The organism is Pseudonocardia sp. GCM10023141 (assembly GCF_042653605.1).
The window spans coordinates 19,749-37,735 of the sequence record NZ_JBHSIR010000042.1; the positions used below are offsets into that span (position 1 = coordinate 19,749).

Consider the following 17,987-nt stretch of genomic DNA (forward strand, 5'->3'; position numbering starts at 1 on the left):
CTCAGACCAGGGAGCGAAGTCCCGCAGGTCGGGGCTCGACCACATTCTCTGCCTGCGCGAAGGCATCGAGGAGCTGTTCCATGATCCGGAGGAGGTGCCCGGAGAGGCGGTCGGCGGCAGCGGTGCCGTCGCCCGACTTGATGGCCCGCGCGATCCTGACGTGCTCTTTGGCGTCCGGGCCGAGGTCACGGTTGAGGTGGATGTCGCGCTGACGCAGAACCTGGGTGAGGACCACCGCGTCCTCCACTGCCTTGTGCAGCATCGCGTTGTCGGCGGCTGCGGCGATGGCCAGGTGGAAGGCTGTGTCCGCTTCGCGGAACGCCTCGAAGTCGCCTGCGACCTCGCCGGATGCAAGTGCGAGCCCCACCAGTTCGGTCTTCTGCTCGCGGGTTGCCCGTTCGGCCGCGTGTCTGGCCGCGGCTGCCTCGAGGCCCGCGCGCACCTCGAACGCGTCACGGATGGACCTGCTGGTCGGCACGACGACGCGCAGCCCTCGTCCCGTCGGCTCGACCAGGCCGAGATGGCGCAGTTCCAGCAGGGCCTCGCGGACCGGCGTCTTGCTGACTTGTAGGTCCTTGGACAGCATTGCCTCGCTGACCGAGCTGCCCGGTGGCAGGCTGGCATCAACGAGTCGCCGTCGGATCGCAGCGGAGACCAGATCGGTCAGATTATCCGGTCGCTCGATCATGAAAGGCTACCTCCGGCGAGTACGTGCACTGTTCGATACAGCATATGTCAGGGGCATGCTCCTCGTCCGTCAGTAACGCGGCTCCCGGAGGCGTTCGGTCACCCAAGTAGCCACCTGGGTCCGGCTGCCGAATGCCAGCTTGTCCAGGATGTGTGCCACGTGGGCGTCGACGGTACGGGGCGAGATGGCGAGGCGGCCTGCGATCTGCCGGTTTCCGAGTCCCTCTGCGACCCGTTGCGCGACCTGCCACTCCCGCGCGGTCAGGGGCCGGAACACCGCGATCTGATCCTGGTTCGCGCCGCCGCGGTCCGGAACACCCATGGCGTAGTCCAGTGCCTGAGTTGACGACAGGCGGGCACCCGATGCCGTGAGCGAGTCGAGGGCGTGCTCAGGGAGCACGTCGCGCAGATGCTCGAGCGAGGCATCTCGGAATGTTCGCAGGGCTCCCACGCTCTCGATGGAGGCGCCGCTGCGCCGCCACGCGGTCTCGGCGCACCCGGAGAGGGTTGCAGCGCGCCGCGGATCGTCGGCGACACTGAACCATGCGAGTGCGTCTAGACACATCGCCTGACCGATGTCTTCTTCGTCATGTGCCTTGAGCTGCAGGGCTTCGAGCACCATGGCCTCGGCTACCGTGGGCTCGCCGGCGTCTCGCAGGACCAGGCCCAGGTTCATGAGTGCACTCGAGTGCAAGGTGCTCTCGACGTACTGGCCGGTGATGCGCAGGCACTCCCGGAGCAGCTGCTGTGCCGAGGTGAGCTCGCCACACAGCCACTGCGTGACCCCGTATCCCAGGAGAACATGCGCCCGTCCGACGACCTCGTCGGTCAGCGTGAACAGGTGCAATGCTTCGTCGAGTGGGGCCTGAGCCCCGTGGGCATCGCTACTGGTGAGCTGAGCCATGCCCTCGACGAAACGCAGGTAGGCCACGTCGGCGGGGGCCGGCTCGGGTCCGAGCTCGGCCCACGCGTCGGCGATGAGCCGAGCCACGTCGGCGCTGTCACCAAGGTAGAAGGAGAAGTACGCGAGCCAGCGCAGGGCCGTGGTGCGAGCCGGTGTGCCCGGGGCGGACTCCTCGACGCCTCGCCTGAGCCAGTGCCGACCCTCCGACATCAGTCCGGCTGTCACCCAGTACAGGTTCAGGTCGGAGGCGATGCTCATCGCCTGCGCGGGCTTCCCGCCGTCCAGCGCGAAGCGCAGCGCGGACGCGACGTTCTGGTGCTCCCGGCGCAGCCGGCGGGACCACTCCCGCTGACCGGGCCCGAACCAGCCCTCCCGGTACTCGGTCGCGAGCCGTGAGCACCAGTCGACGAGCCGCTCCCGCGCGCAGGAGACGCCGCCGCACTCGGCGAGCCGCTCGTGGCCGAACTCGCGGATGGCGCCGAGCATCCGGTACCTCGCCTCGGGGCCGGGATCCTCCTCCCGCACCAGGATGGACTTCTCGACCAGCTCGGTCAGCAGGTCGACGACGTCGTCGGGGGCCAGGTCAGCGTCGTCACTGCCGGTGCAGACCGATTCGACGGCGGAAATGACGAAGCTGCTCGGGAACACCGACAGGCGCGCCCACAGGAGCTGCTCGGGCTCGGTGCAGAGGTCGTAGCTCCACGCGATCGAGGCGAGCAGGGTCCGGTGGCGCGCGGAGGCACTGCGATCGCCCGTCGTCAGGAGCCGGAGCCGGGAGCCGAGCCGCGCGTTGATCTGCTCGACAGGCAGGGCGCGCACCCGGTCGGCGGCGAGCTCGATCGCCAGGGGGATCCCGTCGAGACGCTGACAGATCTGAGCCACGTGCGGCGCGTTGTCCTCGGTCAGGACGAACCCCGGCACCCGCGCCTCGGCACGGTCGAGGAACAGGCGCACGCTGTCGTGGTGCTCGAGATCGGCCGTCCGGGAGCTGTCGTCCCAGGCCGGAACCGGTAGCGGCGGCACGGCGTAGGTGTGCTCGCCGGCGATCTTCATCGGCTCGCGGCTGGTGGTCAGGACGTGGACGTCGGGTGCACGGGCGAGGATCCGCCGGATCAGCAGGGCACACGTCACGACGAGGTGCTCGCAGTTGTCCAGGACCAGCAGCAGGTGCTTCGGCGCGAGCCGCTCGGCCAGGGTCTCGGCCGTCCAGCCGGAGGGATCGTCGCGGAAGCCGAGGGCCAGGGCGACCGCGTGCGGAACGAGCTCGGCGCTGCGCACCTCGGCCAGCTCGACGAGCACCACCCCGTCGGGAAACGCACGACGGGCCTGGTCTGCGACGCGCATGGACAGCCGTGTCTTGCCCACTCCGCCGGGACCAGTGAGCGTGACGAGCCGCGACGACGAGAGCAGCTTCCTGGCCTCGCTCAACTCATTCCTGCGGCCCACGAAGCTCGTGACCTCGACGGGCAACGAGGCGCCGTCGGCGCGGTGAGCGAACCGACCCATCGTCAGGAGGATAGCCGGGGCATAGGTAGGCATGTAGGTGGATACGCGAATGTCGGTGGGCGTCCGGACCGATGAAGCTGGCGGCGCGAAGGATATGACTCCCACCATGACATCAGGAGCTCGACCATGGCCGAGATCGGATGGCAGCCGCCGGAACTGGCCATTGCGGCGCCCAAGCGCACGTCCACGACCGGTGCGGACCGTTGCTACGTCCGGCTGGCGGTCATGGGCGACGGCGCGACCTGGCGGGCGAACGGGTCCTGGTTGACGGACTGGCCACAGCAGCTGGCCGGAGCCATCGGCACCGCGCACGACCTGTCATGGTGGGACGTCCGGAGCGCCAGGGCCTCGACCTACGACGTCCGGCGGGTGCAGCTGCGCGCCGCCGTCGCCCACCGTCCGCACCTGGTGGCTCTGGCCTCCGGGCTGGTCGACGTGCGGCGCCGGGAGTGGGACCGGGCCGAGGCGCGGGCACACCTCGTGCACTGCGTCCAGGTGCTCTCCCAGCGGGGCGCCGTGGTGCTCACGACCCGGCTCGACGCCCGGCGGCCGGGCCCGCTGACCAGCACCCACTCCGCGCGTCTGCGATCCCGGATGCAGGAGCTCAACGGCATCTACGACGAGCTCCACGAGCGGTTCGGGACGATTCATCTCGACTGCAGCGGCCACCCCGACCCCGCCGGCACGGAGGGACCAGGCACGTCCCCAAGCGCGGCCATCCTGACCGGCCGGTTCGCGAGGGAGCTCGCCCGGCGCGGACTGGAGATCCCAGCCGCGCCGGGCGGGTAATCCCAGCGGCCTGGGCGAGTGCCGGTCCCGAGCCACCGGCGCCAGGCCAGGCAGCTCACATGCCCCGAATGCAGCTCACAGACCGAGCGCGCCGGCCAGCCGGTTCGAGTGGTGGGCCGGGGTGCCCAGGAGGATCCGGTCCGCCGTCGCGCGCTTGAAGTAGAGGTGCGCGCTGTGCTCCCAGGTGACGCCGATCCCGCCGTGCAGCTGGATGGCGGCCGCGGCGACGGCGTAGTAGGCATCCGAGCACACGACCTTCGCGGCACTCACCGCGAGGTCCCGGTCCGGGGCCTCGTCGTCCACTGCACGAACCGCGTCGTCGAGCGCCGCCCGGGCGAGCTCGGTGTCGATGAGCATGTTCGCGAGAGCGTGCTTCACCGCCTGAAAGGAGCCGATCGGGCGGCCGAACTGGTACCGGGTGCGCGCGTACTCGGCGGTGACCTCGAGCATCCGGCGCGCCCCGCCCACCTGGTCGGCGGCCAGCCCGACGGCGGCGACCGCCCCGGCGGCGGCGAGGAGCGCTCCGGCGGTTCCCGGCTCGCCGACCAGGGTGGCCGGCGCCCCGGCGAACCCGACGTGGGCGAACCGCCGCGTCTGGTCCATGGCGAGCACCGGCTCGACCCGGAGGTTCACCGCGTTCGCCGCGCCGGCATCCACCTGGAACACCGAGACCACGTCGTCGTGCCGGGCCGGCACCAGGAGGACGCGGGCGACCTGGCCGTCGAGGACATTGGGGAGCGTGCCCGTCAGGGTCCAGCTGTCCCCGGTCCGGGCGGCCGTCACCGGGGTGGCGTCGGCATCCCAGCCCGCGGCGTGTCGAGGCAGGGCCAGCGTGCACACGAGTGACCCGTCGGCGATCCCCGGGAGCAGGGCCTGCATCGCCCCGGCGTCCCGCGAACGGGCGACGAGCGTGGCGCTCAGGAGCACGGTGGACAGGAACGGCCCGGGGAACAGCCCGTAGCCGAGCTCCTCGGCGGCGACCACCAGCTCGCGGATCCCGCAGCCCGCCCCGCCGTACTCCTCCGGGACGGCCAGCCCCTGGACACCGATCTCGGTGGCCAGCCGCGTCCAGGCCGCCCGGTCGAACCCGTCCGCGGAGTCGAGGTGCTCGCGCACGACCGGCTCCGGAGCGGTGCGGGCCACCATCCGCGCCACCGTCGAGCGGAGGTCGCGGAGGTCCTCGGACTCGACCACGGTCGCTGTGGTCGTGGCCGGGCTAGCCACGCCGGAGCTCGGAGTAGGGAAGGTCCTTGTCGACACTCGGCTCGGCCGGCAGGCCGAGGACCCGCTCGGCGAGGATGTTGCGCATGATCTCCGTCGTCCCACCTTCGATGGAGTTGGCCCGGGAGCGCAGGAAGAGCCGACGCGCGTCCACGGGTGCGCTCCCGCCGGGGCGGCCGGTGAGCGCGTCGGGCTCGTAGGTGTCGTACAGGAGCGCGTCGTCGCCGAGCAGGTCGAGGCACAGCTCGTAGCCGGCCTTGTTCAGCTCGGCGAACCCGACCTTGCTCACCGAGCTCTCCGGACCGGGTCCCCCGGTCGCCCGCCGGGCGGCACCGGCGGCGTAGACCTTCAGCACGTGGCCGCGCAGCCAGAGCTGCACCATCCGCGGCCGGAAGGCGCTCGCGCTCTGCTGATCACGGCGGTACAGCTCGCCGTACAGGTCGAGCGCGACGTCGACGGGGCCCGCCTCGGTCGCCTTCGTGCCGAACATGTCGCGCTCGTTCATGAGCGTCGACATGGCGACCTTCCAGCCCCCGTCGACGGGGCCCAGCCGGTCGGCGTCGGGGACGACCACGTCGGTCAGGTAGACCTCGAAGAACTCCGCCTCGCCGGTCATCTGGCGCAGCGGCCGGATCTCGACGCCGGGGGTCGCCAGGTCGAGCGCGAAGTAGGTCAGGCCGCGGTGCTTGGGCAGGCTCGGATCGGTCCGGGCCAGCAGCATCCCCCGCTGGGAGGTCGTGGCCATCGACGTCCAGACCTTCTGCCCGGTGACCCGCCAGCCGTCGCCGTCGCGGACGGCCCGCGCGTCGATGGCGGCCAGGTCGGAGCCGGCGCCCGGCTCGGAGAACAGCTGGCACCACCGCTCGCCCGTCGCGATGGCCCGCAGGTAGCGCTCCTGCTGCTCGGGCGTACCCCACGCGACCACGGTGGGCGCGCCCATCGAGTAGGCCAGCCGGCTCTCCACCTGCAGGTTCGGCGCCCCGACCGCGGTCAGCAGCGCGAAGACCGTGCGCTGTGAGGCGCGGTCGGCCCCCAGCCCGCCCTGGCCGACGGGGTGGTGCACCCACGTCAGCCCGGCGTCGTACTGGGCGGCGAGGAACTCCGCCCGGTCGGTCGTGGCCGGGGGGTACTTCTCGAGGAGCGCGTGGGTCAGGCTCTCGACCTGCTCGTTCGGGCTCATGCCTTGCGCGACTTCCTCGCCCATGTCTCGAGGTCGAGCGGGGTGATGCCGTACTTCTCGAGGTGCTCGCGCCGGGCCGTCGCCGGGACGTCCCGGTTCCACTCGCTCGCCTGCGCGATGGGCGGGACCATGCCCTTGGCTAGCGCCTGCTCGGGCGACATCGGCAGCTCGGGGGGCAGGATCTCCTCGTCCCAGGCCCGCGACAGCGCCCCGGCGATCTCCTCGAAGGTGAGCACGTCACCCGCGAGCTCCAGCTCGACGCCGTTGAACCGCTCGGGGTCGGCGATCGCGGCCGCGGCCGCGCGGCCGATGTCCTCGACGGCGATGAGCGCGTAGATGCTGTCGGGGTTGACGGCGGCCATCAGCCGGTTGCCGGTGCGGCCCTCGAAGTAGACCGACGGTCGGTTGAACATCTCCATGAACGTGGAGGGGTAGAGGATGGTCCAGGCGGGGAAGCCCGCGTTCCGGACCAGGTCGTTGACGTCTTCCTTGCTCTCCCAGTACTCGCTGATCGGTGCCACGGCCTCGTGGTACGAGCGGTGCCAGCGAGCCTCGTCCCATCCGGGAGCCGAGGTGTGGCGGCCGGCGCCGGACACCGACGTCTGGACGAAGTGGGGCACCCCGGCCTTGACGGCCGCCGGGACCAGGTTGCGCGCGTGGACCCGCTCGGCGTCGGCCGCCGGGTTCATCATGTCCGGCGTGAGGGCCGAGAAGATCGCCCGCACCCCTGTGCACGGCGCCACGAGGGACTCCGCGTCGTAGAGGTCACCGACCGCCAGGCTCGCCCCGAGCTCGACGAGCGCCTTGGCGCGCTCGGAGTCGGGGTCCCGCACCAGGGCCCGCACCGGTGTTCCGGCCGCGAGGAGCGCTCGCGTGGTGGCCCCGCCCTGCTTCCCGGTCGCGCCGACAACGAGGACGGGCCTGTCGGCCGCCTGCTCACTCATCTGTTCACTCATCCGATCCATGTCCGTGGCGCCCTCTCAGGCGATCGTGTAGCCACCGTCGACGACCAGGGTGTCGCCGGTGTGGTAGGTCGATGCGTCGGAGGCGAGGTACACCGCGATGCCGGCGAAGTCCGCACGCGATCCCCAGCGCCGCATCGGCACGCGCTTGAGGATCGCGTCCTGCACCTCGGGGCGGTCGAAGCTGCCCGCGGTCATCTCGGTGCGGATCCAGCCGGGGATGACGGTGTTCGCCCGGATGCCGTACCGACCGAACTCGACGGCGAGCCCCTTGGTGACCGAGATGAGCGCGCCCTTCGCCGCGGAGTAGGACTGCAGCGTGGGTGCCCCGCGGACGGCGGACACGCTCGAGGTGGTCACCAGCGAGCCTCCGGGGTCGCCGGCCTTCGCCCGCTCGACCATGTGCCGCGCCACCTCGCGCAGGGTCCAGAGCGCGCCCTCGAGGTCGATCGCCATCACCCGGTGCAGCTCGGCGGCGTCGAGATCCAGGAACTTGGTGCGGCCGCCCACGCCCGCGTTCGCGAACACCGAGTCGATCCGGCCAAGGGTCGAGACCGTGCCCTCGACCGCGGACGCGACGGCATCGGCGTCGCTGACGTCGACGGCGGCGGCGTGCACCCGGGCCCCGCACTCGGACAGCAGTGCGGCGGCCTTGTCGAGCTTCGCGGCGTCCCGGCCCCAGATGGCGACCGCGGCTCCGGCACGGGCGAGACCCTCGGCCATGCCGAGACCGATGCCGCCGTTGCCGCCCGTGACCAGCGCGACCTTGCCCGTCAGATCGAACGGCGAGTACCTCGCCCCGTCGCCGTTGACTGTCATGGGGCGATCGTCGCGGGTGTCCGGCGCTCCGGTCGAGAACCGCGTTCAGCGGAGCGGACCGGGGACGCGGGCGGCTCGGTGGTCACGGCGCGGAGCGGTGCGGCGTACCCACCGAGCTGATGTCGAAGACGGTGCCGGTGACGGTGAGCGCGTCCCGGCTCGACCCCAGCATGGCGTAGGCGCCGACGTAGTCGGCCGGCTCGATCGCCCGCTCGAGGGCCGAGTACTTCTCGAGGTACTCCTGGATCGGGATGTCGGTGATCCGGCGCTCTTCGAGCCCCAGTGACTTCGGCCCGCTCAGGTTGGTGGCCATCCCGCCCGGGGCCACCCCGTTCACCCGGATCTCGGGCGCCAGCTCGTAGGCCAGCTGCCGCACGACGCCGAGCCCGGCGTGCTTCGTCGCGGTGTAGAGGACGCCGCCGCCCTGCGGGTAGAAGGACGCGTTCGAGAGCGTGAGGATGATCGTGCCGCGCGACTCCCGGAGCGCGGCAGCGGCCGCCCGCGCGCCCAGCAGGTAGGCCAGTACGTTCACGGTGAAGAGGTCGTGGAATCCGGCCTCGAGCTCGGTCGGGGAGAGGTCGACCAGGGTGCGGTTGAAGTCCCACAGGCCGACGTTGCCGATGAACACGTCGAGCCGGCCGAACTCCTCCACGGCCGTGGCCACGGCCTTCTCGTTGTCCGCGTACCTGGTGACGTCGCCGGTCACGGTGACCAGCTCGCTGCTGCCGCGCGAGGCCAGCGAGGCCGCCTTCTCGGGGTCCCGTTCGAGGACCACGAGCCGCGCGCCCTCGTCTAGGAAGCGGTCGACAATCGCCCGCCCGACACCGGAGCCACCGCCGGTGACGAGGACGACCCGGTCCTGGAGTCCGCTCACGTGATGCCGTCCTTCTGTCTGTTGCCGGTGTTGATCAGTGGTGGGTGACGAAGTCGGTCACGAGCTGGTTGAACTCCGCGGCGTGCTCGAGCTGCGCCCAGTGGCCGCACCGGTTCAGCATGACCATCCGGGAGTCCTGGATCATCGACAGGGCGCGGAGGCTGAGCTCCCAGTGGACGGTCCGGTCATCCCGGCCGTGGATGATGAGCGCCGGCACGTTCGAGGTCGGCAGTGCCGCCGCCGCGGCGGCGAAGGCCTCGTTCCCCAGCCCGACCTTCATGCGCTCGACCCAGTCGTGCAGGTGCTCGGGGTGCGCGAGCGCGTCCTTGGACCGCTGTTCGGCGAGCTCGTCGGTGGCGAATGCGGGGTCGAAGCACATCACCTGGACCAGCCGCTTGAAGTTCGCCGGCGACGGGTCCAGGTAGGTCTCGTAGAGGACCTTGAAACCCTCGCTCATCCCGGACGGTGACAACACGTTGACGGCCCAGACCCCGGATCCCATCGTGACCAGGTGAGACACCCGCTCCGGCCAGCGAGCGTTCACGACGATGCCGACGCCGCCGCCCATCGAGTTGCCCACGATCGCGGCCCGCTCGATGTCGAGCGCGTCCATCAGCTGCTTGACGGCCTCGCCCTGGTCGAACCCGGACGCGACGTCCTGCGCGCTCGACTCGCCCCAGCCCGGCATGGTGACCGCCACCACGCGGAACTGCTGCGACAGGGGCTCGATGTTCGGGGCGAAGTTCGACCAGCCCGTGGCACCCGGGCCGGTGCCGTGGATCAACAGGAGCGGGTGCCCCTCGCCGGCCTCGTTCACCTGGATCTCGTAGTCCGGGGTGCGGACGATCCGCTTCGTGCTCTCGGCTGTCAGTGCGTAGGCTGAGTCGATCCGGGACGTCATCTGTACTGCTCCTCGGGGGTCGGTGGGCGCGTCAGTCGGGGAGGTCGACGAACAGGTCGTCGCCTTCGACCTTGACGGCGTAGGTGGCCACCGGACAGGTGGCCGGGAGGCTGAGCGCCGCTCCGGTCCTGATACAGAACTTCGCGAAGTGCCATCCGCACTCGACGACGTCACCGTCCACGTAGCCGTCGGCCAGCGACGCCTCGTCGTGGGTGCAGGTGTCGTCGATCGCGAAGTACTCGTCATCGACGGTGAAGAGGGCGACCGGGCGCTCTCGCTTGAGCTGGTAGCCCTCGCCCTCCTCGACGTCGGACGTACGGCATGCCCTCGTCCAGGTCACGTGCTCCTCACACCTTCCGTTGCTCTGGCGTTGACCAATCTGACACCTGAGATACCATATGTCACATGCTCGGTGTTCCCTAGAGCGGAACACACAGGGACGGCAGTCGTGAGAGGAGGGTCTGGTGGAGCTCCAGCAGACCAGGCGCACGGGGGCCGGGAGCGGTCTGGACACGTCGGCGGGCAAGGCTTTGGCGCTGCTGGACGCGCTCGGGGGTCCTCGTGCGGCGATGGGTGTCTCGGAGCTGGCGAAGGTCGTCAGCGTTCCGAAGTCGACCGCGCATCGTCTTCTGGTGGTGCTGATCGAGAGCGGTTACGTGTGCCGTGTGGGCGACAAGTACGCGTTGTCGACGCGGGCGTTCGAGCTGGGGAACCAGGTCGCGGTCGCACGGGCGAACGGTTTGCGCGATCGTGCGATGCCGGTGTTGACCGAGTTGTATGCGCAGACTCGGGAGGCGGTGCACCTGGCGGTGCCGGTTGGTTCGAGCGTCTTGTATGTCGAGAAGCTCTTCGGGCCGGAGTCGGTGCGGATCGACACGGCTGTGGGCATGCGTCGGCCTCAGCATGCGACGGCCTTGGGGAAGGCGATGTTGGCGTTCTCCGGGTCTGGGATCGGTGGGATGGTGCCGGCCCGCTATTTCCGGTTCACCGCGTTCACGATCGCGACGCCGGACTTGTTGGGGCGGGCGCTGATCCGGGTCCGTCAGCAGGGGTATGCCACTGATTTCGAGGAGGCCTTTCTCGGAGTCTCCTGCATCGCGGTGCCCGTGTTCGGGGGGCGGGCCGACCGGCCGGTCGCTGCGTTGTCGTTGTCGGCCGGGGCTGGTGGTCGTTCCATCCTGCGGTACCGGGCCGTGATGCTCAGGGCGGCCGAGCAGCTCTCGGGCCACCTCAACACGCTGGTCGCCTGACCCACGTCCGGCCCCGGTCCGGCATTCGGAACGGCTTCGTTGTCCCGGCGCGCCGAGCCCCGCACGATCGATCGACCAGGCCACCAGCACCAGATGGGCAGCACCGAGATGGGACGGATCAACGCATGACGAGAGTCGAAGCACTCGGCTATCTGGGATTCCGGGTGAAGAGCCTCGAGGACTGGGAGGTCTTCGCGACCGAGATCCTGGGTATGACCGCGACCCGCGCCGCGATCGATGGCGAGGAAGCCGTGGTCCTCCGGATGGACGAGCGCGCCCATCGGATCACCGCGCGTGTCGGAGACGACGAGCTCGACTACATCGGATGGCAGGTGTCCGGCCCCGATGCCCTGGACGAGGTGGCGGCCGCACTGACCGCCGCCGGGGTTGCCTACAATGACGATGCAGGGCTCGCCGAGATGCGCGGCGTCCGCCGGCTCCTGCGCTGCACCGACCCGGCCGGGTACACGCTCGAGTTCCACTACGGCGCGACCATGCTGCAGGAGCCTTTCGTCTCGCCCACCGGGGCGCGCTTCGTCACCACCGCTCCGGACGGCGCCGACACCGGGCTGGGACACGTGGTGGTGGTCTGCGACAACGTCGAGGAGACGACCGAGTTCTACCGGCGTGTACTCGGTTTCAAGGTGAGCGACCACATCATCCCCGTCCCGGGAATGCTCCTCACCTTCCTGCACACCAATCCCCGGCACCACTCCCTCGCGGTGGCCCCCGTGTACAAGGACGGGCCGACCGGGATCAACCACTTCATGGTGGAGGTCGACGACCTCGATGTCGTCGGCCGCGCCCTGGACCGGGTGCACCAGCGCAAGATCCGGCAGCTCGCCTCGCTGGGCCGCCACACGAACGACAAGATGCTGTCGTTCTACGTGCAGTCGCCGTCCGGCTTCGGCATCGAGTACGGCACCGACGGACTGCTCATCGACGACGAGACGTGGTCGGTCGTGACCTATGACGCTTCGGCGTACTGGGGTCACACCTTCGACCCGGCGTGACTCGCCACAAGCACCGACTGGAGAACAGACATGGCCATTGCTGCGCCCGGGACCACCGGCCACCTCGAGTCGCTCGTCAACGTGGCGACCGGTGAGCTGGACCGCCGGATCTTCAGTGACGAGGAGATCTTCGAGCTGGAGATGACGCACATCTTCGGGCGTGCCTGGCTGTTCCTGTGTCATGAGACGCAGATCCCCAAGCGCGGGGACTTCTTCGAGGCCCCCATGGGCCGCGACAACGTCCTCGTGGTCCGGCAGAAGGACCGGAGCATCAAGGCTCTGCTCAACACCTGCACTCACCGCGGCAACGCCGTGTGCAGGGCCGACGAGGGCAACGTGCGGAACTTCATGTGCACGTACCATGGTTGGACGTTCGGCCTGGACGGCGAGCTCGTCGGCGTCCCGGGTTTGAAGGACTTCTACCACGATGAGCTGGACAAGTCGAAGTACCCGCTGCGCCAGGTGGCCCAGCTCGACAGCTACAAGGGTTTCGTCTTCGCGACGATGGACCCCAAGGCGCCGCCGCTGCTGGACTTCCTCGGCCGCACCGGCCGGATCGGCGTCGACCTGCTGGCCGAGCGCGGCGACATCGAGGCCCGTCCGGGCATCCAGAAGTTCACGCTGAACTGCAACTGGAAGTTCGCCGTCGACAACTCGTTCGACTATTACCACCCGCAGATCACCCACATCTCGGCCCAGGCGGTCGGGATGATCCCCAGTGCCGCGGCGACCGACTCCGGAGGCGCCCGCACCGACGAGGGGAACTCCCTCGGCGTCCAGCGGCTGCCCACCGACCTGGATACCCTGGTCGCGCTGGGCGAGTACGGGCACGCGATCTCCGGTCCGAGCGTCGAGTCGATGCTCCGGACCCTCCCGCCGGAGATGCACGAGGTCGTGACCTGGCGCCGCAACCCCGGCCCTTACGCGGCGCTCGGCTCGGTCGGGTCCCGCTTCGCCGGCCACCCGCAGGTCTTCCCGACCGCCTGGTTCACGATGGATGCCCAGATCAGCCTCCGGGTCCCGCGGAGCGCGGGCGTCACGGAGGTCTGGTGGTTCAGCTTCAAGGACCGCAACCAGACGCCCGAGGAGCAGCGGGCCCAGCTCGACCGGCAGATCCACTCGTTCGGCCCCGCCGGCTTCCTCGAGCAGGAGGACGGAGAGAACTGGTCGCAGAGCACTTTGCAGACCGGGGCCGGTGCCCGAAGGAGCATCCCGCAGCAGCTCAAGATGGGGCTGGGCCGCGGGAAGATCATCCACGAGGACGGGGTGGCCCGCATCGAGGCGGCCGTCAACGAGCACGCGCAGCTGTGGACCTACCTGTCGTGGCTCGAGTGGATCAAGGGCACCAGCTGGGACGAGCTGCGCGACTCCACCACGCCCGGCGACAGCATCTAGAGGGACGGACCAGCGATGGGAACCACGCACCTGGCCGCGGCGGTCGCGCCGGAGCAACTCGCCGCCATGTACCTGCAGTACGAGGTCGAGCAGTTCTACACCTACGAGGCCGCCCTGCTGGATCATCAGCGGTTCGAGGAGTGGGTCGAGCTCTTCACCGAGGACACGGTCTATTTCATGCCGATCCGCCGGACGGTCCCTCGCCGCAACCTCGCCAAGGAGTTCACGCAGCGCGGCGAGATGGCGTTCTTCGACGACGACAAGGCCACGCTCGTCGGACGGGTCCAGAAGCTCGCCACCGGTACGGCCTGGGCGGAGGACCCACCATCCCGGACCCGCCACCTCGTGACGAACGTCCGCATCGTCGAGGACCCGGAGCGGGACCCAGCCACCGAGCTGACGGTCGAGACGTGCTTCCACCTGTACCGAACCCGGCTGAAATCGGAGATCGACGAGTGGATCGGCCGCCGGGAGGACGTCCTGCGCCGTACGGACGACGGCTTGCGGATCGCCCGCCGGGACATCTACCTCGACCAGACGATTCTGCTGTCGCAGAACCTCAGCAACTTCTTCTGACAGCCCGAACGCGAGGACGAGGAGGCCCGGGTGAGATCCGCCCGCGGTGACGTGCGAGCCGAGCTGCCCCGGACGGTCCAGGCGAACGGCATCGGCCTGTGCTGCGCGACGGTCGGCGACCCGACCGACCCGCCGCTGCTTTTGATCATGGGCCAGGGCACGCAGCTGGACGGCTGGGACCGGCGCTTCTACGACGAGCTCGTCGACTCGGGCTTCTTCGTGATCCGTTTCGACAACCGTGACGTCGGGTTGTCGCAGCGGATGGACGGGACCCCCGACATGGCGGCGATCCGCGGTGGCGACCTGAGCACCCTGCCCTACACCCTCGACGACATGGCCGCGGACGCCGTTGGCCTCCTCGACGCCCTCGGGCTGGGCCGTGCCCACCTCGTCGGCGCGTCGATGGGCGGCATGATCGCGCAGCTGGTGGCGATCCGGTGGCCGGAGCGCGTGCTGTCGCTGTGCTCGATCATGTCCAGCACCGGTGACCGGGCGGTCGGCCAGGCGGACCCGGACACCATCGCGCTGATCCGCCGGCCCGCTCCGGCGACCCGTGAGGGCGTCGTCGAGGCGGCGGTGAAACGGTCACACGCGCTCGCCGGGAGCGGCTTCCCGTTCGACGAACATGCGGCGCGGACCCGAGCGACCGCGGCCTACGACCGCGCGTTCGACCCGGCCGGCCAACGCCGCCAACAAGCGGCCGCTGTCGCCGCCGCGGACCGGACGCCCGCGCTGCGCAACCTCCGGGTGCCCACGGTCGTGATCCACGGGAACGACGACCGCCTGGTCGACATCAGCGGCGGCCGGGCGACGGCGGACGCCGTGCCGGACGCCTGGCTCGACGTCATCGACGGCATGGGCCACGGCATCGTGCCCGGAGCCTGGCCCCAGATCATCTCCGCGGTCCGCCGCAACGCGGCCCGCGCCACAGCCCTTCCAGGAGACGTCAGGTGACAGTGACAGGTCAGGTGGACACGTCCGCGCTCGGGTTCGATCCCGACGCGCTGCGCGAGAAGTATCGGATCGAGCGCGACAAGCGGCTGCGTAAGGACGGCTCCCGGCAGTACCAGGCGTTCGAGGGCGAACTCGCGCATTTCTTCGAGGACCCCTACACGCCGAGGACCGGACGCGAGCCCGTGTTCGACCACGTCGAGGTCGCCATCATCGGTGGCGGGTTCGGGGGGATGCTCATCGGCGCGCGGCTGCGCGAGCTGGGGTACTCCGACGTCCGGCTCGTCGAGCAGGGCGGCGACTTCGGCGGCACCTGGTACTGGAACCGCTACCCCGGCGCGGCGTGCGACACCGAGGCCTACATCTACCTCCCGCTGTTGGAGGAGACCGGCTACATGCCGACCGCCAAGTACGTCAAGGGCCCCGAGATCCTCGAGCACTGCCACCGGATCGCCCGCCAGTTTCGCCTCTACGACAACGCCCTCCTCCAGACGCGTGTCTCCGGCATCAGCTGGAGCGAGGAGGACGGGCTCTGGACGATCGAAACCGACCGTGGCGACCGGTTCACCGCCCGGTACGTCGCCATGACCGCGGGCGCGATGGTGAAGCCCAAACTCCCCGGCGTGCCCGGGATCGAGACCTTCGAGGGCCACACGTTCCACACGACCCGGTGGGACTACGACTACACCGGGGGCGACAGCACCGGGAACCTCGAGGGGCTGGCCGACAAGAAGGTCGCGATCGTCGGGACCGGTGCGACCGCGATCCAGGCGGTGCCCCACCTCGGCGCGAGCGCGGGCCACCTCTACGTCGTCCAGCGCACCCCGTCGGCGGTCAACGCCCGCCGGAACCGGCCGACGGACCCGGACTGGGCCCTCTCGCTCCCGCACGGGTGGCAGCGGGAAAGGATGGACAACTTCTCGACCTTCGTCGCCGGTGGGGACGCCGAGACGGACCTGGTCAACGACGGCTGGACCGCCATCTACCGGCTCCGTACGCTCAGCGGCGGCGTCCTCGACGAAATCGACGACTTCACGAAGATGGAGGAGATCCGGGCGCGGGTGGCTTCCACCGTGCGCGATCCCGAGACGGCGGAGGGGCTGAAGCCCTGGTTCCGCGCGCTCTGCAAGCGGCCCTGCTTCAACGACGAGTACCTCGACACGTTCAACCGGCCGAACGTGACGCTGCTCGACACGGACGGTCAAGGCATCGAGCGCGTCACCCCGACCGGGATCGTGGTGGGCGGCAAGGAGTACGACGTCGACTGCCTCGTCTTCGCCAGCGGGTTCCAGGTGGGGGCGCCGTTCGCGACCCGGCTCGGCTACGACGTGGTGGGCCGCGACGGGCTGAAGCTGAGCGAGAAGTTCAAGGGCGGGATCTCGACCCTCTACGGGATGCAGACCAACGGCTTCCCGAACTTCTTCATCGTCGCCCTCAACCAGGTGGGCGTGAGCTCGAACTTCGCCCACGTGCTCGACGTCCAGAGCCGGCACATCAGCCAGGTCATCCGCGAGACCGACCGCCGGGACGCCCGGGTCGTCGATGTGATCGTCGAGGCCGAGGAGGCGTGGGCCCAGACCGTCGTCGACTCCTCGCGCGCGAACCTTGAGTTCCTCGCGTCGTGCACACCCGGCTACTACAACAACGAGGGCCAGGCCAGCTCTCTCGCCGCCCGGCGCAACGGGGCCTACGGGCCCGGGATCGTCGCCTTCGACCACCTCATCAGCGCCTGGCGCGCCGAGGGGTCGTGGGAGGGCCTGATCTTCGAGCCGATCAAGAATGACTGAGGTGCCGGGGCCCGGGCCGCTGTCCGGAGTGGTCGTCGCGGACTTCTCCCGCATCGTCGCCGGCCCCCTGTGCACCATGCTGCTCGGCGACCTCGGCGCCGACGTGATCAAGGTCGAGAGCAGGGCGGGCGACGACACGAGGACCTTCAAGCCGCCGGTGCGGGGCGACGAGTCGACGTACTACATGGCCGTGAACCGCAACAAGAGGTCGATCGCCCTCGAACTGGCGGACGAGGCCGACCTCGCCGTGGCGCGAGGCCTCGCGCACCGGGCGGACGTGTTCGTCCACAACTTCAAGCCCGGCGGCATCGAGCAGTACGGGCTGGGGTACGGCGACGTGTCCGCGGCCAACCCGGGCATCGTCTACTGCGCCATCAGCGGCTTCGGCAGCCGCGAGGGTGCATCGCTGCCCGGCTACGACCTGCTGATCCAGGCGGTGTCGGGGATGATGGCGATGACGGGCGAGGCCGACGGACCGCCGCTGCGGGCCGGCATCTCCGCCATCGACGTGATGACCGGGCTGCACGCGACGATCGCGGTGCTCGCCGCGCTCAACCACCGCGTCCGGACCGGCCAGGGCCAGTTCGTCGAGCTCGACCTGCTGACGAGCGCGCTCTCGTCGATGATCAACCAGTCCTCGGCGTACGTGGCGGGGCACGTCGTGCCGCAACGGATGGGGAACGAGCACCCCAGCCTGTTCCCGTACGGCCCGTTCCCGACGGCCGACCGGGAGCTGATCGTCGTGTCGGGCAACGACCGCCAGTTCCGGACGCTCTGCACGGCGCTGGGCCGGCCGGACCTCGCGGCGGACGCGCGCTACGCCACGGTGGGCCTGCGCAACCAGCACCGCGAGGAGCTGCGTCCCGAGCTGGAGAAGGTGCTGGCCACCCGCGGCGCCGACGAGTGGGCCGCGCTGCTCACCGAAGCGGGTCTGCCCTGCGGGCCGATCAACGACGTGCGCGGCGGGGTGGAGCTGGCGACCCGGCTCGGCCTCGAACCCGTGGTCGACGTCGAAGGGGTGCCGATGGTCCGCAACCCCGCCACCTACTCCCTGACGCCGCCGCAGTACCGCCACCGCCCGCCCACGCTGGACAACGCGGGCGAGGACATCCGGGCGTGGCTGGCCGAGGCGTCCGGGAAGGACGGCTCGGACGCGTGATCCACACCGTCGG

The 17,987-nt window shown here is 70.1% G+C and carries 17 protein-coding genes; 8 read left to right on the forward strand and 9 right to left on the reverse strand.

The window, feature by feature from the left end:
- Window position 1: 1 nt before the first annotated feature.
- Both ACFPFQ_RS24735 and ACFPFQ_RS24740 read right to left on the reverse strand, forming a co-directional pair.
- Window positions 2–688, reverse strand: coding sequence for a GntR family transcriptional regulator (locus ACFPFQ_RS24735; protein ID WP_379622795.1), 687 nt, complete (start codon window positions 686–688; stop codon window positions 2–4).
- A 69-nt stretch (window positions 689–757) separates the two neighbouring features.
- Complete coding sequence (locus ACFPFQ_RS24740; protein ID WP_379622797.1) at window positions 758–3,409, reverse strand: ATP-binding protein; 2,652 nt, start codon at window positions 3,407–3,409, stop codon at window positions 758–760.
- Between ACFPFQ_RS24740 and ACFPFQ_RS24745 the strand changes: the two genes are divergently transcribed.
- On the forward strand, window positions 3,362–3,886 hold the full coding sequence (locus ACFPFQ_RS24745) for a hypothetical protein (RefSeq protein WP_379622799.1): 525 nt from the start codon (window positions 3,362–3,364) through the stop codon (window positions 3,884–3,886). The two genes, ACFPFQ_RS24740 and ACFPFQ_RS24745, sit on opposite strands and share 48 nt — an antisense overlap.
- Before the next feature lie 75 nt (window positions 3,887–3,961).
- Here the strand turns inward: ACFPFQ_RS24745 and ACFPFQ_RS24750 are convergent, their stop codons facing one another.
- The 7 genes from ACFPFQ_RS24750 to ACFPFQ_RS24780 form a co-directional block, all read right to left on the reverse strand.
- Window positions 3,962–5,080, reverse strand: coding sequence for an acyl-CoA dehydrogenase family protein (locus ACFPFQ_RS24750; RefSeq protein WP_379622801.1), 1,119 nt, complete (start codon window positions 5,078–5,080; stop codon window positions 3,962–3,964).
- Window positions 5,081–5,102: 22 nt separating this feature from the next.
- Window positions 5,103–6,287 carry an acyl-CoA dehydrogenase family protein gene (locus ACFPFQ_RS24755; protein ID WP_379622803.1) on the reverse strand — a complete coding sequence of 395 codons (1,185 nt, stop codon included), beginning with the start codon at window positions 6,285–6,287 and terminating at the stop codon, window positions 5,103–5,105.
- Entirely contained in the window at window positions 6,284–7,231 is a 948-nt protein-coding gene (locus ACFPFQ_RS24760) for an NmrA family NAD(P)-binding protein (protein WP_379622805.1), read from the reverse strand. Before ACFPFQ_RS24760 ends, ACFPFQ_RS24755 begins: the two co-directional genes overlap by 4 nt.
- Window positions 7,232–7,267: 36 nt before the next feature.
- Window positions 7,268–8,068, reverse strand: a complete 801-nt coding sequence (locus ACFPFQ_RS24765) for an SDR family NAD(P)-dependent oxidoreductase (RefSeq protein ID WP_379622807.1) — start codon at window positions 8,066–8,068, stop codon at window positions 7,268–7,270.
- Window positions 8,069–8,150: 82 nt separating this feature from the next.
- The gene (hcaB, locus tag ACFPFQ_RS24770) at window positions 8,151–8,942 is read right to left on the reverse strand and encodes a 3-(cis-5,6-dihydroxycyclohexa-1,3-dien-1-yl)propanoate dehydrogenase (RefSeq protein ID WP_379622808.1); all 792 of its coding nucleotides are present in this window, start codon (window positions 8,940–8,942) and stop codon (window positions 8,151–8,153) included.
- A gap of 34 nt (window positions 8,943–8,976) precedes the next feature.
- A complete protein-coding gene (locus tag ACFPFQ_RS24775; protein ID WP_379622810.1) occupies window positions 8,977–9,843 on the reverse strand; it encodes an alpha/beta fold hydrolase in 867 nt (288 codons plus the stop codon).
- Window positions 9,844–9,874: 31 nt separating this feature from the next.
- Window positions 9,875–10,183, reverse strand: coding sequence for a bifunctional 3-phenylpropionate/cinnamic acid dioxygenase ferredoxin subunit (locus tag ACFPFQ_RS24780; protein ID WP_379622812.1), 309 nt, complete (start codon window positions 10,181–10,183; stop codon window positions 9,875–9,877).
- A 124-nt stretch (window positions 10,184–10,307) separates the two neighbouring features.
- Between ACFPFQ_RS24780 and ACFPFQ_RS24785 the strand changes: the two genes are divergently transcribed.
- The 7 genes from ACFPFQ_RS24785 (at window position 10,308) to ACFPFQ_RS24815 (ending at window position 17,974) form a co-directional block, all read left to right on the forward strand.
- On the forward strand, window positions 10,308–11,093 hold the full coding sequence (locus ACFPFQ_RS24785) for an IclR family transcriptional regulator (RefSeq protein ID WP_379622813.1): 786 nt from the start codon (window positions 10,308–10,310) through the stop codon (window positions 11,091–11,093).
- Window positions 11,094–11,218: 125 nt separating this feature from the next.
- Complete coding sequence (locus ACFPFQ_RS24790; protein WP_379622815.1) at window positions 11,219–12,106, forward strand: VOC family protein; 888 nt, start codon at window positions 11,219–11,221, stop codon at window positions 12,104–12,106.
- 30 nt (window positions 12,107–12,136) lie between these two features.
- Window positions 12,137–13,501, forward strand: a complete 1,365-nt coding sequence (locus ACFPFQ_RS24795) for an aromatic ring-hydroxylating oxygenase subunit alpha (RefSeq protein ID WP_379622817.1) — start codon at window positions 12,137–12,139, stop codon at window positions 13,499–13,501.
- 15 nt (window positions 13,502–13,516) lie between these two features.
- Entirely contained in the window at window positions 13,517–14,077 is a 561-nt protein-coding gene (locus ACFPFQ_RS24800; RefSeq protein WP_379622819.1) for a 3-phenylpropionate/cinnamic acid dioxygenase subunit beta, read from the forward strand.
- Window positions 14,078–14,107: 30 nt separating this feature from the next.
- Complete coding sequence (locus ACFPFQ_RS24805; protein ID WP_379622821.1) at window positions 14,108–15,031, forward strand: alpha/beta fold hydrolase; 924 nt, start codon at window positions 14,108–14,110, stop codon at window positions 15,029–15,031.
- The gene (locus ACFPFQ_RS24810; protein WP_379622822.1) at window positions 15,028–16,815 is read left to right on the forward strand and encodes a flavin-containing monooxygenase; all 1,788 of its coding nucleotides are present in this window, start codon (window positions 15,028–15,030) and stop codon (window positions 16,813–16,815) included. Before ACFPFQ_RS24805 ends, ACFPFQ_RS24810 begins: the two co-directional genes overlap by 4 nt.
- Entirely contained in the window at window positions 16,808–17,974 is a 1,167-nt protein-coding gene (locus ACFPFQ_RS24815; RefSeq protein ID WP_379622824.1) for a CaiB/BaiF CoA transferase family protein, read from the forward strand. Before ACFPFQ_RS24810 ends, ACFPFQ_RS24815 begins: the two co-directional genes overlap by 8 nt.
- Window positions 17,975–17,987 lie beyond the last annotated feature (13 nt).